This window comes from Anaerobacterium chartisolvens (assembly GCF_003337415.1).
Classification (GTDB): Bacteria; Bacillota; Clostridia; order Acetivibrionales; family DSM-27016; genus Anaerobacterium; species Anaerobacterium chartisolvens.
In genome coordinates this window covers 1-12,964 of record NZ_QPJT01000018.1, presented here as the reverse complement: position 1 = coordinate 12,964, position 12,964 = coordinate 1, and the positions used below count along the sequence as shown (strand labels likewise).

14 protein-coding genes are annotated in these 12,964 nt (G+C 40.1%); 5 read left to right on the top strand and 9 right to left on the bottom strand.

Annotation, left to right across the window (positions count from 1 at the left end):
• Window positions 1-57 precede the first annotated feature (57 nt).
• The 6 genes from DFR58_RS14745 to glnA form a co-directional block, all read right to left on the bottom strand.
• A complete protein-coding gene (locus tag DFR58_RS14745; RefSeq protein ID WP_114298619.1) occupies window positions 58-1,746 on the bottom strand; it encodes a methyl-accepting chemotaxis protein in 1,689 nt (562 codons plus the stop codon).
• A 217-nt stretch (window positions 1,747-1,963) separates the two neighbouring features.
• Window positions 1,964-2,164: a DUF951 domain-containing protein gene (locus tag DFR58_RS14740; protein WP_114298618.1), complete on the bottom strand. Its 201-nt coding sequence runs from the start codon at window positions 2,162-2,164 to the stop codon at window positions 1,964-1,966.
• 62 nt (window positions 2,165-2,226) lie between these two features.
• Window positions 2,227-3,042 carry a mechanosensitive ion channel family protein gene (locus tag DFR58_RS14735; protein ID WP_114298617.1) on the bottom strand — a complete coding sequence of 272 codons (816 nt, stop codon included), beginning with the start codon at window positions 3,040-3,042 and terminating at the stop codon, window positions 2,227-2,229.
• A 43-nt stretch (window positions 3,043-3,085) separates the two neighbouring features.
• On the bottom strand, window positions 3,086-3,817 hold the full coding sequence (locus DFR58_RS14730; protein WP_114298616.1) for a gamma-glutamyl-gamma-aminobutyrate hydrolase family protein: 732 nt from the start codon (window positions 3,815-3,817) through the stop codon (window positions 3,086-3,088).
• Window positions 3,818-3,959: 142 nt separating this feature from the next.
• A complete protein-coding gene (locus DFR58_RS14725) occupies window positions 3,960-4,535 on the bottom strand; it encodes an ANTAR domain-containing response regulator (protein ID WP_114298615.1) in 576 nt (191 codons plus the stop codon).
• Window positions 4,536-4,764: 229 nt separating this feature from the next.
• Window positions 4,765-6,099 (bottom strand): type I glutamate--ammonia ligase, encoded by a 1,335-nt coding sequence (glnA, locus tag DFR58_RS14720; RefSeq protein ID WP_114298614.1) that lies wholly within the window; start codon window positions 6,097-6,099, stop codon window positions 4,765-4,767.
• 341 nt (window positions 6,100-6,440) lie between these two features.
• Here glnA and DFR58_RS21905 point away from each other — a divergent pair, with 341 nt between their 5' ends.
• Window positions 6,441-6,599, top strand: a complete 159-nt coding sequence (locus tag DFR58_RS21905) for a hypothetical protein (protein ID WP_170138171.1) — start codon at window positions 6,441-6,443, stop codon at window positions 6,597-6,599.
• 49 nt (window positions 6,600-6,648) lie between these two features.
• Here DFR58_RS21905 and rd read toward each other — a convergent pair whose 3' ends face one another.
• From rd to yyaC, 3 genes are all read right to left on the bottom strand, one after another.
• Window positions 6,649-6,807, bottom strand: coding sequence for a rubredoxin (rd, locus tag DFR58_RS14715; RefSeq protein WP_114298613.1), 159 nt, complete (start codon window positions 6,805-6,807; stop codon window positions 6,649-6,651).
• 111 nt (window positions 6,808-6,918) lie between these two features.
• Window positions 6,919-7,449 (bottom strand): hypothetical protein, encoded by a 531-nt coding sequence (locus DFR58_RS14710; RefSeq protein WP_114298612.1) that lies wholly within the window; start codon window positions 7,447-7,449, stop codon window positions 6,919-6,921.
• Window positions 7,450-7,553: 104 nt separating this feature from the next.
• A complete protein-coding gene (gene yyaC, locus DFR58_RS14705; protein WP_114298611.1) occupies window positions 7,554-8,159 on the bottom strand; it encodes a spore protease YyaC in 606 nt (201 codons plus the stop codon).
• 180 nt (window positions 8,160-8,339) lie between these two features.
• Here yyaC and DFR58_RS14700 point away from each other — a divergent pair, with 180 nt between their 5' ends.
• The 4 genes from DFR58_RS14700 (at window position 8,340) to DFR58_RS14685 (ending at window position 12,846) form a co-directional block, all read left to right on the top strand.
• Complete coding sequence (locus DFR58_RS14700) at window positions 8,340-9,443, top strand: PP2C family protein-serine/threonine phosphatase (RefSeq protein ID WP_170138170.1); 1,104 nt, start codon at window positions 8,340-8,342, stop codon at window positions 9,441-9,443.
• Window positions 9,444-9,544: 101 nt separating this feature from the next.
• Entirely contained in the window at window positions 9,545-9,994 is a 450-nt protein-coding gene (locus DFR58_RS14695; protein ID WP_114298609.1) for a CBO0543 family protein, read from the top strand.
• 267 nt (window positions 9,995-10,261) lie between these two features.
• Window positions 10,262-11,665, top strand: coding sequence for an MATE family efflux transporter (locus tag DFR58_RS14690; protein ID WP_242987653.1), 1,404 nt, complete (start codon window positions 10,262-10,264; stop codon window positions 11,663-11,665).
• Between the two features lie 122 nt (window positions 11,666-11,787).
• Complete coding sequence (locus DFR58_RS14685; protein WP_170138169.1) at window positions 11,788-12,846, top strand: BsuPI-related putative proteinase inhibitor; 1,059 nt, start codon at window positions 11,788-11,790, stop codon at window positions 12,844-12,846.
• Window positions 12,847-12,964: the final 118 nt, after the last annotated feature.

Below are 12,964 nucleotides of genomic sequence, written 5' to 3'. Positions count from 1 at the left end.
CAAATATAATTGATTTAAAACCCCGAGAGTGGCACTATATTTTATTGGCAATTCCGACTATACCAAAAATTTCTCGGCACTGCTCTGCAAAGAGGATGCCAATCTTGCCAGGTCTTCTGCCGAAAGTGCTATCTGGTTGGATATGGAGGCTTGCTCCTCAGTGGATGCCGCCACTTCCTCCGTGCCCGCCGCAGTCTCCTCCGCCACGCTTGCAATACCGGTAATGTTATCCCCGGCCTCTTTTGCATTTTGGCTTAAGCTTTCCGAGGCACCGGCAACAAATTTAACCTTCTCTGCTATTAAATTAACTGCCTTTAATATATCCTTAAAGGATTTCACCGTATCCAGCAAGGCTCTGCCCTGTTCTTCAGACATTTCCTCCGACTTCCGTATTTGGGAAACTGCCATCTCTACACCTGACTGCACCTGCTTTATAATATCATCTATCTTTTTTACGGATAAGGCGGATTGCTCGGCAAGCTGTCTTATCTCATCGGCAACCACGGCAAAGCCCTTTCCTGCCTCACCCGCTCTTGCAGCCTCTATCGCAGCATTCAAAGCCAGCAAATTAGTCTGCCCTGCAATACCCCTTATTACCTCTAATATTTCGCCTATTTCATGTGATCTGCGGGAAAGCTCATCCATAGCGGAGGCAACATTTGCGGATACCTCCGCATTCTCATGCATTTTTGTTTCCTGCAGGCTTACTGATTTTTCACCCTCGTTAACGGCATACAGCGCTTTATCGGTCACCTGCTCCGCGTCCTCCATGTCCTGTACAATTTTATCCAATCCGTAAACAATTTCCTGTATACCGGAGCTCCCCCTTTCAATTGACAATGCCTGCTCAGTAGCACCCTTTGCAATTTCCCCCACAGCCGTAGCCACCTGCTCCGACACCTTGCTGACTTCCTCCGATGAGGCCAGCATTTGCTGGGAGGATGACGCAACCGCCAGACTCATTTCCTTAATTTTGCTTATCAGCCCACTGATGTCGTCCGCCATCAAATTAAGGTTGTCCCCTATAACTCCTATCTCATCCCGAACCTTTAAGCTGACTCTCCGCTTGAGATTCCCCTTGGCGATATCTTTAAGAGCGAAAAGTATGTAATTTACATTTTTAACTATCCTGTTTGAAAAAATTATAAGAATTATTGCTCCTATTATCTCTGCTATCAAAGTAAACATCCCGATAGTAAAATTTATATCGCTTATTCTTTCATTTATATCGCTCTTTTTTACGGCTACGCTCCAAACCCCTATTACTTCACCGCTACTATTCTTTAAAGGGACATATTTGCACTGGTGAAGCTCTCCTATAACGTCGGCCTCTCCCACAAAATCCTGCCCCTCTCGCAAAACAGTCTGGACTACCTCCGGTGACAGCTTTGAGCCTAATGCCCGGCTTCCGTCCTCTGCAATCACATTAGTCGAAACCCTTATATCTCCCATGAATATTGAAGAAGCGGCATAAGCCTTATCCTTCATTTCATCCACAATAAAGGTATCCCCGCTTACAAGATTTTCACCCTTATAAAGCTTGCCGTCCTTAATTTCCCAATCCCCCTTATACGTCTGATCTATAAGGGACATCCCCAGCAATAAGTTCCCATCAAGCCTTTCCATAATATCGATATTCGCCATCTTAGAAACCTGCATATTTACCTCAAAAAAAAGTATGCCTCCGAATGCAAGCATCACCGAAAGAAAAAGCAGAAGCAGCTTTGCACGTAGTTTTAATTTCATAACAATATTCCTCCATAAGCTTTATTTTAGAATAAAAAGGCTGGATTAAGATTTTTGTCTAATTTGCTCGAATTTTGTCATATGCTTTTAAATAAATTATACATTTTAGATAAATTTTCAGCAATAGGAAAACATTAAATATCTCATATGTAATATTTTACATGCAAATAATACAAATTTAACAGCCCTTCTATTTTGTTTCAGACCCGCCAATTGCTTATCTCAAGGGATCGTTTGACTTTATTATCTTTTTAACACTCTTTTCAAGCTTTGGTCTGGGGAGCATCAATTGATGCTGGCAGCCCATGCATTTTATCCTGAAATCTGCACCCGTCCTCATTATTTCCCATTGCTTGCTTCCACATGGATGCTCTTTTTTTAATTCTACCACATCTCCTATGAAAAACCTTTCAGCCATTAGAACTACCCCCACCCGTAAATTTTTTCATTTTATTTTTACTTAATACTATTCTGTTCCTGTCAAAAAAATTTAATATCCGCCCTGTCAAACTCCTCCTTTACCAGTACCCGGATCCTTCTCTCAACCCCCCATTGTTCATTAGCCAATGTTTTAGCCATTACCCTTAACGTCATTCCTCCTCTGTCGAGAGTTGTTATTCCTATAACCTTGGCTAAATCTGTAATTACCTCATAAAACTCTTCATTCACAGCCTTGCACACTTTATTGGCCGCCTCTACGGTTTTTTCCATATCGGCATTATATGAAACGGGAATATCGACAATAACCGCTTTATTCCCCCGTGTGTGATTTGTAACCCTGCTTATTTCCCCGTTGGGAATTATATACAAATCTCCATTGAAATTTCTCAGCCGTGTTACTCTAAGCCCCAAATCCTCCACAGTACCCGTCATTTCCCCAATGGTTACAAGGTCATCCACAGAATACTGATCCTCCAGAACAATAAAAAACCCCGAAATAACATCCTTTATAAGGCTCTGAGCCCCCAGTCCCACCGCTATACCGCCCACGCCTGCCGCTGCCAGAATAGACTTAAGTCCCAGAACATCTGATAAAATAATGATGCCTGCTATTAAATATATAGTATACTTAAATACACTGATAGACAAAGATAAAATGGTGTTTATTTTTTTGCTGTGTATTCCGTATTTAAAAAGGCTCTGCTTGTGTAATAGCTTTGTGATAATAATACTCCCCAATTTAATAATTATAAAAGAAACTACAACTATTCCCGCTATTTTCATAACAGCCTGTATAGGGACAGGCAGGCTTGACATAGTGTTATTGAGCTTATCTAATATATCCTTTAATATCATTTTCGCCCTCCGCCAATATAAATTTTTTAAGCATGTCGGCTTTTTATTTTACCTGCACCCTTCCACACGCCCTGACAAGCTCCCTGAAAAGGTTTAGAAACATCCCTTCCTTCTGCCACATTAATTCAGGGTGCCATTGTACTCCAACTATAAAGCCTTTACCAGAACCCTCAATAGATTCTATTATGCCGTCTGACGCAGCGGAGGTTGCCTCAAGTCCCGGAGCCACATCCTTAACCGCCTGATGATGAAAGCTGTTAACTCTGGCTGTTGTCCCTTCCATGCACTTGCATACAATTGAGCCCTTCTCAATAAAAACTTCATGGGTTGCATACCACTTAGGAGCCTCCTGGGAATGCTTGAGCAAAGGCTTATCTTTTATCTGACAGTATATGTCCTGATACAGAGTGCCTCCCATAGCCGCATTTATAAGCTGAATTCCCCTGCATATTCCAAGCACCGGCTTACCCAGCAGTACAGCCATCCTTGCCATATAAACCTCAGAAAAGTCCCTGTAGGGAGAAATTTCTCCATTAAACGGATAATTGTCTTCCTTGTAGTAAAGTGCGTCTATATCCGTTCCTCCTGAAAAAAGAATTCCGTCGCAGTTCTCCACAAGCCTATCCAAAATGTCGTTCTCCTGAACGGGAGGAATTACTAGGGGCACCCCCCCTGCATTATTTATTGCCTCAAAATATCCCTCTTTCAAGTAAAGCATATTTTTGCCGCAGTCATACCCTGCGGTTATTCCTATTAAAGGCTTGAGCTTTGTCATGTATTATTTTACCCCCGACAAAACAAAAAGTAACACTACAATAATAATATTATAATGTCACTTCACAATATGCTGCTTATCTCTCTTCTCTAATACTATAGCATCTATTTTACCCTCCGTACATAGTCCTGCAATACTATAGCTATAGGTCATAGGCAAGTATAATAGCCTTTGCTATCTCCTTCATGGCAATTCCCTTATCCATGCTCTGTCTCTGAATTCTCTTGAAGGCCTCCTCCTCGGACAAACCCATATTTCTCATTAAAAGCCCCTTTGCCTTTTCCACCTCTTTCCTTGTGTCAAGGCTTGCCTTCAGCTCCTCTATTTCCCTCTCCAGTTCTCTTATTTTCCTCTTGTTTTTAAGCATTAATTCTATAGTATTAATTAAACTCGGCTTGTTTATCGGCTTTGTCATATATATAAAGCTGGTTTCAGGTCTGGCCTCACTTACCAGACTCTCCTGTGCGGCTGTAATTAAAAGAATGACGTCACATATTTTATCGTCTATTATAACCTTTGACACATCATAGCCGTTCATGGAGGCAAGATTATAGTCCAGTATGACCATGTCCGGCTTTAAGGCCCTTACTTTTCTCAAACAGTCATGCCCGTCCTTTGCTTGCTCAATAACGGAATACCCGTTCTCAACCAAAGTGTTCTTTAACTTATTAATTGATGTGTCGTTGTTCATGGCTAACAAAATTCTCGACGGTTCCATGTCAACACCCCAATGCCATTATATTTATAATACCTGTCATATTTCTTTCCCCTCAATGCAGGCTAACCGATGCCCTGCAACAGAATTTGCATACAGTAATCAGGGCACTTAAAGCTACATATACCCAAAAAGACAGCCGAACCACAGGGTCCGGCCGCCTCATTGCTGCACTCTTTCCAAAAGTCAATTTTTGATGGCTTAAAAGTTTTTTAAACACAATACCCCTATATCAGTATTTGGTAAGATACTGTTCAATTTCCCACTTGCTAACTTTGGCTTTATACTCATCCCATTCTTCTCTCTTAGCCTCAATATACTTCTCAAAAATATGAGCTCCCAGCACATCCTTTACAAAGCTGCTCTTCTCAAGCTCTTCTATCGCTTCATCAAGATTTTTAGGAAGCGCATTTATGCCCTCTTCCTCCCTCTGCTCAGGAGTCATATTGAATATGTTTTTGTCGGTAGAAGCGGGGGGCTGTATTTTGTTCTGTATTCCATCTAAGCCCGCCATTAAAATAGCAGAAAGCGCCAAGTAAGGATTACATGCAGGATCGGGACACCTCAGCTCAAGCCTTGTCGAAGCTCCTCTGGCTGCCGGAACTCTTATAAGAGGGCTCCTGTTTCTTGCCGACCAGGCTATATATACAGGTGCCTCATAGCCGGGCACCAATCTTTTATATGAGTTCACTATAGGATTGGTTATCGCCGCTATGGATCTCATATTCTTCATTATCCCGCCTATAAACCAATAAGCATCCTGGCTCAGTTGAAGCGGGTCTTTCTCATCATAAAACATATTATTACCGTCTTTGAACAGCGAGGTATTTATATGCATCCCCGAACCGTTTATTCCGAAAATAGGCTTTGGCATAAAGGTTGCATGCAGCCCATGCCTCTGAGCTATAGTTTTTACAACCAGCTTAAAGGTCAGTATGGCATCCGCCGTACTCAGCGCATCCCCATATTTGAAATCAATTTCATGCTGTCCCGGAGCTACCTCATGATGAGATGCCTCTATTTCAAAGCCCATCTCCTCAAGAGCCATGCACATATCTCTTCTGGCATTTTCTCCGAGATCCACGGGACCTAGGTCAAAGTAGCCTCCGTTATCATGAGTAACGGTAGTAGGGTTACCCTCATTATCTGTAAGGAACAGGAAAAACTCACATTCCGGACCTACGTTAAACGTGTCATAACCCATTTCAGTAGCTCTCTGCAATGCCCTTTTTAAAGTATGCCTGGGATCTCCTAAAAAGGGTGTGCCGTCAGGGTTGTATACATCGCAAATCAGCCTTGCAACCTTTCCTGTCTGAGGCCTCCAGGGAAATATTGCAAAGGTATTGGTATCAGGCCTTAAATACATATCGGATTCTTCAATTCTTACAAACCCTTCTATGGATGACCCGTCAAACATGCATTTGTTATCAAGAGCTTTTTCCAATTGCTCTACGGTAATAGCAACATTTTTAAGAATTCCGAATATATCCGTAAACTGAAGTCTGATAAACTTTACATCCTGCTCCTTTACTATCCTTAAAATATCTTCCTTTGAGTATATTGGCATATTAAACACTCCTTTATTAAAATTTGCAATCTATTGTCATTTCAGTCTGCACAAATTGTATTAAAAAGCACTCTCTTTAAGTTAGCATTAATAATTCTTATCTTAAAGGCATCCTTGTCCTATACATCATAAAGTATATATTAACTTGTAAATATACGTCAATATTATAACACAATAAATTTTGCAGGCTTAATATAAATTATATGTAGCAAGCATTTATTTAAAACACCTATCACATTTTATTTTAAAGTTCCGATATATATTATAGATACAAAATTCGACTTTATCATGAACTTTTTTACATAAAACCTTTTGTTTATTGAAAATTTGGAGGTATCCTGATGTTAAGCATAGGAACAGCAGTAATGTTTTCCAGCAGGAAGGCGACAGTTCTTCTTTGCAGGGAGGAAGATGCCTTAATATTTATAGATCAGCACAATATAAAGTGGGTCGACATAGTTCTCTTAGAGCCCATTTTAAACAGCTCCTTAAAGGCATAGCGGCAAAAGGCGGCTGCATACCTTGATTTAAAGTACACAGCCGGCCCCTTTAAGCTTTTTCAAACATTTCCTTGCCAACTCCGCAGACAGGACATACCCAATCCTCCGGTATATCCTCGAAAGAAGTGCCGGGATTAATACCGCTGTCCGGATCTCCCAACTCGGGATCATAAACATATCCACATGCCGTACAAACATATTTGTCCATTAAAATTCAACCCCTTTTCCCGCTATTTTTTGAGCTTGCTCAACAAGTATATTACCCACTTGCTATAAGTATATAACAATTATATATAATATTCCAAGATTTTTTCCCCTATTAAAATTCATCTTTTTTTCTGCCGTTCTTCATTATTATGGACAGCCCCAGTATTACCAGAACCGCTCCTATAGCTATGTCTCTTATATTAAACCCTTTAAGCCATCCGAAAAGACGGAGATCAAAAAATATAACCGAAAGCAGCGTAAGAATTCCCACAGGTATAAGAAGCCCCTTATTTCTTGTTCCGAACAGGTAGAGCTCAAAAAGTCCTATCGCAACGGCCAGTATAAATCCCGGCCACATTATACTCCAAACATTAAACAGAACGGAAATCTGGCAGGTAACTCCCGTAAAGAACAATATCCCTCCCGGAACAAGTATCCCTGCATCGGCGTTCTTTCCTGAAAAGTATATAGAATGAAATGCAAATCCCGGGAGCATTAAAAACATTGCAGGCCAGAACCTTGAAATCAAAAACCCTAAATCAGATAAACCAAACTCAATTTTAATAAATCCTGTATTGTTAAATAGAAAGAGAGCACCCAGAATTATAAAGATAACACCTATAACTATATTATTTCTTCTCATAAGAAATCCTCCCAAATTTATTTTCTATAAATATTATAAGCGTTTAATAGTAAAAAGTCTGATTAATAATAAATTCAGGAGAAATTTTTTATTGTCTTTCCGTTTTACGCATCTGCCCGGCATAATATGGATGTAACAGACGGGTCGTTTTTCATTTTCCAGAGTACATATCTTATTCCTGTTGAAATTAAATCGGCCATCTTCATTACTATGCTGAGCCGGGTGTTCTGCAGCACTAAAAAGTCCATGAAGCCTCCAAAATTCACAATTCCTGTTATATGAATATGTCCTACGGGAGCAAGATCCTTATTAACACCCGATCCCGGCTTAATAGGCCCTTGTCCTACGGTTACATATCCCACATGATCCATTCTTCCCAGACACGCGTCAATGGCTACTATAAAAGGCCTTTCATGCTTTTGCTCTATTCCGCTCATAACCTGATCTATGTTTTTTGCATGAACAGGATTTTCAAGAGTACCGCATATATATACATTTTCATGGCACAGGCTGCTTATTTTATATCCTATAAGCGGCCCCAGACTGTCGCCCGTGGATCTGTCGGTACCTATGCATACAAACACTATGGAGCTATAATCCTTTTTTATATTCTCATGGATAAGGGAATGCAATACATCTGTAAAATTTTTAAATGCCGCGTTGCTGTCGACATTTATATAATTCTGTGCTTCAACTGTTTTCAGAAACATAATGGCTCTCCTTGTTCCCTTTTTCTTAGAGCTTATTATTCCCTTGAAAAGATAAATTTATTACCTTTGCCGCATAAGATTGCATTATACTTAATATTGATATAAATTTTTTATTTTGATATTATTGATATATAAAGTGAAAGATAGCTTTCTATGATATATAGGGAAAAGGATGCTGACATGGAAGAGAACAATGAAAACAGCTCATTTATAGAGGATATAATCAACGGAATGTTTGATTGGGTAAGAGTTATAGACAGGCAAGACAATATAGTATATATAAATAACTCCATGGCAAAGGCTTTTCCTCCCTCAATAAAAGGCAAAAAATGCTATGCCGCGTTGGGCCGCACCGAGCCTTGCAATAACTGCATATCGCGCCAGACTGTCTTTGAAGGGAATCCTCATGAGAAAGAAGAAATCATCAATGGCAAAACCTTTTCTGTTATGTCCTCTCCCGTTAAAAACCGGAAGGGACAAATTGTTTATGTTGTAGAGGTGCTAAGAGATATAACCCAAATGAAGCAGCTTCAGCGCGAAATAATAGAGCAAAATCACAAGCTGCAGTCTAATCTTAGCATGGCTAAAAGGCTCCAGTGCAGCCTTCTTCCTAAGGGTCTGCCTGAAAACAAAATCGATTTTTCATTTATATATAAGCCGTGTGAGGATCTGGGCGGGGACTTTCTGGATATCTTCAGCATAGACGAGGACAGAATAGGAATATATATTGCCGACGTATCGGGCCACGGAGTGCCCGCATCTATGCTTACCGTATTCTTAAGATCCGCGATAAATAAAAAGCTGCTCTCTCCGGCCCAGGCGCTTGAGCAGTTATATATGGAATTTAACAACAGCCGGTTTGACCATGATTTATATATTACGGTATTCTATGCCGTCATTGACTTAAAGCAGCAAAAATTAATTTTTTCAAATGCCGGGCATAATGTTTGTCCCGTGCTGTTTAATACCGGCAGGTTTGAAATCTTAAGATCTTCAGGCATCCCTATAAGCAATTGGCTTAAAAATCCGGGGTATTGCGATAATACCATAAATCTCATACCGGGAGACAGAATATTTTTTTATACCGATGGTATTGTCGAGCTGAGAAATTCAAGCAACGAACAATATGGAGAGAAAAGACTTCTTGACATTCTGTTAGGAGACAATACGGGAATTAGCGATTCTCTTAACAGGATAGTGGAAAGCGCGTGTGAGTTTGCAGATATCGGGAATACCCTCCAAATACCTGACGACATTACAATGGCCCTGCTGGAAATAAAGTAGGCGCCTTCATAATTTTATTGAATATTAATTTTAGTACTGCTAAAAATATTGGGGTACACTGCTAAAAATGCAATATTCAATGAAAGGTAAGCTTTATAAATATGGAGATATTGATACAGTATGTAATAATAGCAGCGTCCTTAATTGCATTATTTTTTGACCGGAAGGGTATAACAAAATACATCCCCGCCGCTATGTTTGCAAGCCTTTATGCTAATGTGTGGTGCTATATCGCAGAGCATTTTAATCTATGGAGCTATCAATATAAGCTGTTTCCAGGTGTCCGGGACATTTCGGTTACAGCAAATATGATTGTGGTTCCCGTTGCGGTTATAATATGGCTGAAGCACATGCCCAAAACCTTAAAAGGTAAATTCATGTGGGCCTTCGTATGGACAACAGGTTTGACACTTATTGAGTTTATAATAGAAAAATATACCGGGGTGCTTACCTATCATAACGGGTATGCATGGTATCATTCTTATATATTGTGGTTTCTAAGCTGGTTTATATGGTCGGGATATTATTTGTGGCAGTCGAAAAGGTGCTGACGCATTGTCGCATGGATTTTCTAATTATTATTTAAGTACATGGATTTGTCCTTTTTTATTTTGCAGCATACCCTGACGTCAGGGTATGCTGTGGCTATTTTCCCCCGTTGTCTAAGCATTTGGCGTGTAAAATACTTAGAAAACAAAAGATAATACCCCGAACTATGAGAGCAGGCACTTGAAACCTCTTATTTCAAGTCAGATAGGGCTGTTATTGTTTTTTTATTTATGCTAAAATAGTCCTTGTATAGAAAAGGATGCGATCATGTGGGGAAAACAAATTTATCATCAAAACTAATACGCGATGCACACGTATTTTTAGACAAAAACTTTTCCGGAGAATCCATTGATTATCGCCAAATCATTGTAATTTTTTTGCCTATACTTTTAGATCAAGCCTTTGTAATCTGTCTTAATATGGTGAATGTTGCAATGATAAGCTCCTCGGGCGTAGCGGCAATCAGCGCCGTCAATATAGTCGACTCATTGAATATTTTCCTTATGAATGTATTCATAGCCGTATCGGTTGGTGGTACAATAGTTGTAGCTCAGTATAAAGGAACCGGCAACGGTACCATGGTGTCAAAGGCTGCTGCCAGCTCCGTATCCTCGGTTTTTCTTCTCGCTCTTGGCATATCCTTAATTGTTATAGCTTTTCACCGGCCCCTTCTTTATATTCTGTTTCAGGGAGCAGAGGCTGACGTTCTTAGTAATGCCCGGATTTATTTAATAGGAAGCTGCACCTCTTACTGTGGTTTTGCCCTCAGAGAAGCTGTGTGCGGGGCTTTAAGGGGTGTAGGCGAAACTAAGCTTTCATTAGCTCTTTCATTAATTATGAATGTTTCATATGTCGTTTTAAATATTATACTGATAAATGTTTTGCATATGGGTATTGCAGGAATGGTAATATCCATGAATATATCAAGATATCTGGGTGGAGCCTTTGCACTTGTGCTTATAATAAAAATGAATACCCCACTGTATTTTAAAATAAAGGATACGCTTCACTTTGATCCGTCAATGCTTAAAAGGATATTTTTTATAGGTATTCCGTTTGCAGCCGAGCAGATGTTTTTCAACGGAGGGAAAATTTTAACGCAGATTTTTATCGTCAGCCTGGGAACCTATTCCATAGCAACCAATGCAATTTGTGTCTCAATTACAGGCATATCTCAAATTCCGGCTACCGCTCTTTCACTTACTCTTGTTACAGTTGTGGGGCAATGCATGGGTCAACGCAACATTAAGGATTCAAAGAAATTTATACGCTCCTTTACGTGGCTGTCTTCCTTTTCTTTTTTAATTACAGGCATTCTTATTATGTCAACTTTCAATGTTCTCGTATCTCTGTTTCATCCTCCCTCTGAAATAGTGCCGGATATTTTTAAAATCATGCTGATTACATTAATCGCTCAGATTCCGTTATGGGCCATCAGTTTTACTTATCCCTCTGCACTCAGAGCCGCGGGAGATTCAAAATTCACTTCCATTGTGTCATTGCTGTCCATGTGGCTGTTTCGCATTGTCTTAGGCTACCTGCTGGGCATTGTATTAAATTTTGGAATTCTCGGCTTCTGGCTTGCTATGAATTGCGAGTGGGGAATAAGAGGGATTGTTTTCTTTTTGCGCATTCGAGGCAAAAAATGGTATAAGCATCACCTAATCGACTAGAGTCGGAACTTATTTATAATTTATAAGTCTAATAAAATGTATCAGGCATGTTTGAAATATACACCCGCCAGTAAAGCCGGCTTACGGGAATTATTTTTATTAGGGTTTTTGGAGGTATGATTATGAAAAAAAGGATCACAATATTCATTATCGCACTAACTGTTATTTTAAGCAATTTATCTGTATTCGCAGCCAGTGATTTGATTATTGGCAAAAATGCTTCCGCATTCACCGATATATCAGGGCACTGGGCTCAATCGGCAATTGAAACTTATGCAGACCCCGATATTTTTGCAGACGGAGAAGGAAGCTTTCTACCAGGTAAGGCAATAACAAGGCTTGAATTTGCTATAATTCTCCATACTGCTCTGGATATTAAAATTAAATATTTGAAGGAGCCGGATATAAAGGAGTTTTTCGATGATGTAAGCAATGAAGACATTGGCTCATCCCAACTGTATGATCTTGCCGCGGCAGGCATTATAGACCGCAAGAACAGCTTCGGCCCCAATGAGGTGCTTCCGAGAGACGAAATGGTGCATTATATTATTAACGCGCTTAAGGATATGACCGGAGGGAATTATGCTATAATCCTGATGATGCCGGAGCCCTTTGACGACGACAGCAAAATATCCCCGGAATATAAAAATGATATAACAGAGGCAATGCTTCTAAAGCTGATCTACGGACGGGGCAGGAATATGTTCTACCCGGACTCTCCCGCCACACGTGCTGAGGGTGCAATTGTAGTGCAGAGACTGGCAAATACCGCCGCAAGCTTTAAAGAGGACGTAGATGTAGTTCCCTCAGTTGAAGTATCCGATTCGGGGCTTACAATGAAGCTGTCAATTGCCAATCATTCAGGCAAGCCTGTTACTATAAATCACAGCTCGGGGCAAAAATATGATTTTACTCTTATGGATTCGGACAGAAACATAATTTACAGGTGGTCCGCAGATAAGAGCTTTATTGCAGCACTCACAACCACTGTAATTGAGGACGGGGATACACTGGAATTCAGCAGCGTACTTGAAGGAGCAGATTACTCAGTAATTAAGAACAGCATAAAATATATGGCAGCTTATATTACAGGGCAATCACACGACTTTGAAATTAATATGGAGGGCTATGAGCTTGGTATAAGACAGCCTCAGAGGCTGAATATCAATCCGTGTAAATGACAATAATCTCCATATAAAACAAACGGAGGTTATGAAAATGAGACAGTCAAAAAACATTCTCACAGAAAAGGAAATGGAACTTGTAAGCCTGCTGATGCAGGACTGCCAAAGCACGGGT

What these genes read in the sequence shown, in the direction of transcription:
- DFR58_RS14700 (WP_170138170.1), top strand. Translation starts at nt 8,340, where the DNA reads ATGGAAGAGAACAATGAAAACAGCTCATTTATAGAGGATATAATCAAC.
- DFR58_RS14710 (WP_114298612.1), bottom strand. Translation starts at nt 7,449, where the DNA reads ATGAGAAGAAATAATATAGTTATAGGTGTTATCTTTATAATTCTGGGT.
- DFR58_RS14735 (WP_114298617.1), bottom strand. Translation starts at nt 3,042, where the DNA reads ATGATATTAAAGGATATATTAGATAAGCTCAATAACACTATGTCAAGC.
- DFR58_RS14740 (WP_114298618.1), bottom strand. Translation starts at nt 2,164, where the DNA reads ATGGCTGAAAGGTTTTTCATAGGAGATGTGGTAGAATTAAAAAAAGAG.
- DFR58_RS14730 (WP_114298616.1), bottom strand. Translation starts at nt 3,817, where the DNA reads ATGACAAAGCTCAAGCCTTTAATAGGAATAACCGCAGGGTATGACTGC.
- DFR58_RS14685 (WP_170138169.1), top strand. Translation starts at nt 11,788, where the DNA reads ATGAAAAAAAGGATCACAATATTCATTATCGCACTAACTGTTATTTTA.
- yyaC (WP_114298611.1), bottom strand. Translation starts at nt 8,159, where the DNA reads ATGTTTCTGAAAACAGTTGAAGCACAGAATTATATAAATGTCGACAGC.
- DFR58_RS14745 (WP_114298619.1), bottom strand. Translation starts at nt 1,746, where the DNA reads ATGAAATTAAAACTACGTGCAAAGCTGCTTCTGCTTTTTCTTTCGGTG.
- rd (WP_114298613.1), bottom strand. Translation starts at nt 6,807, where the DNA reads ATGGACAAATATGTTTGTACGGCATGTGGATATGTTTATGATCCCGAG.
- glnA (WP_114298614.1), bottom strand. Translation starts at nt 6,099, where the DNA reads ATGCCAATATACTCAAAGGAAGATATTTTAAGGATAGTAAAGGAGCAG.
- DFR58_RS14725 (WP_114298615.1), bottom strand. Translation starts at nt 4,535, where the DNA reads ATGGAACCGTCGAGAATTTTGTTAGCCATGAACAACGACACATCAATT.
- DFR58_RS21905 (WP_170138171.1), top strand. Translation starts at nt 6,441, where the DNA reads ATGTTAAGCATAGGAACAGCAGTAATGTTTTCCAGCAGGAAGGCGACA.
- DFR58_RS14695 (WP_114298609.1), top strand. Translation starts at nt 9,545, where the DNA reads ATGGAGATATTGATACAGTATGTAATAATAGCAGCGTCCTTAATTGCA.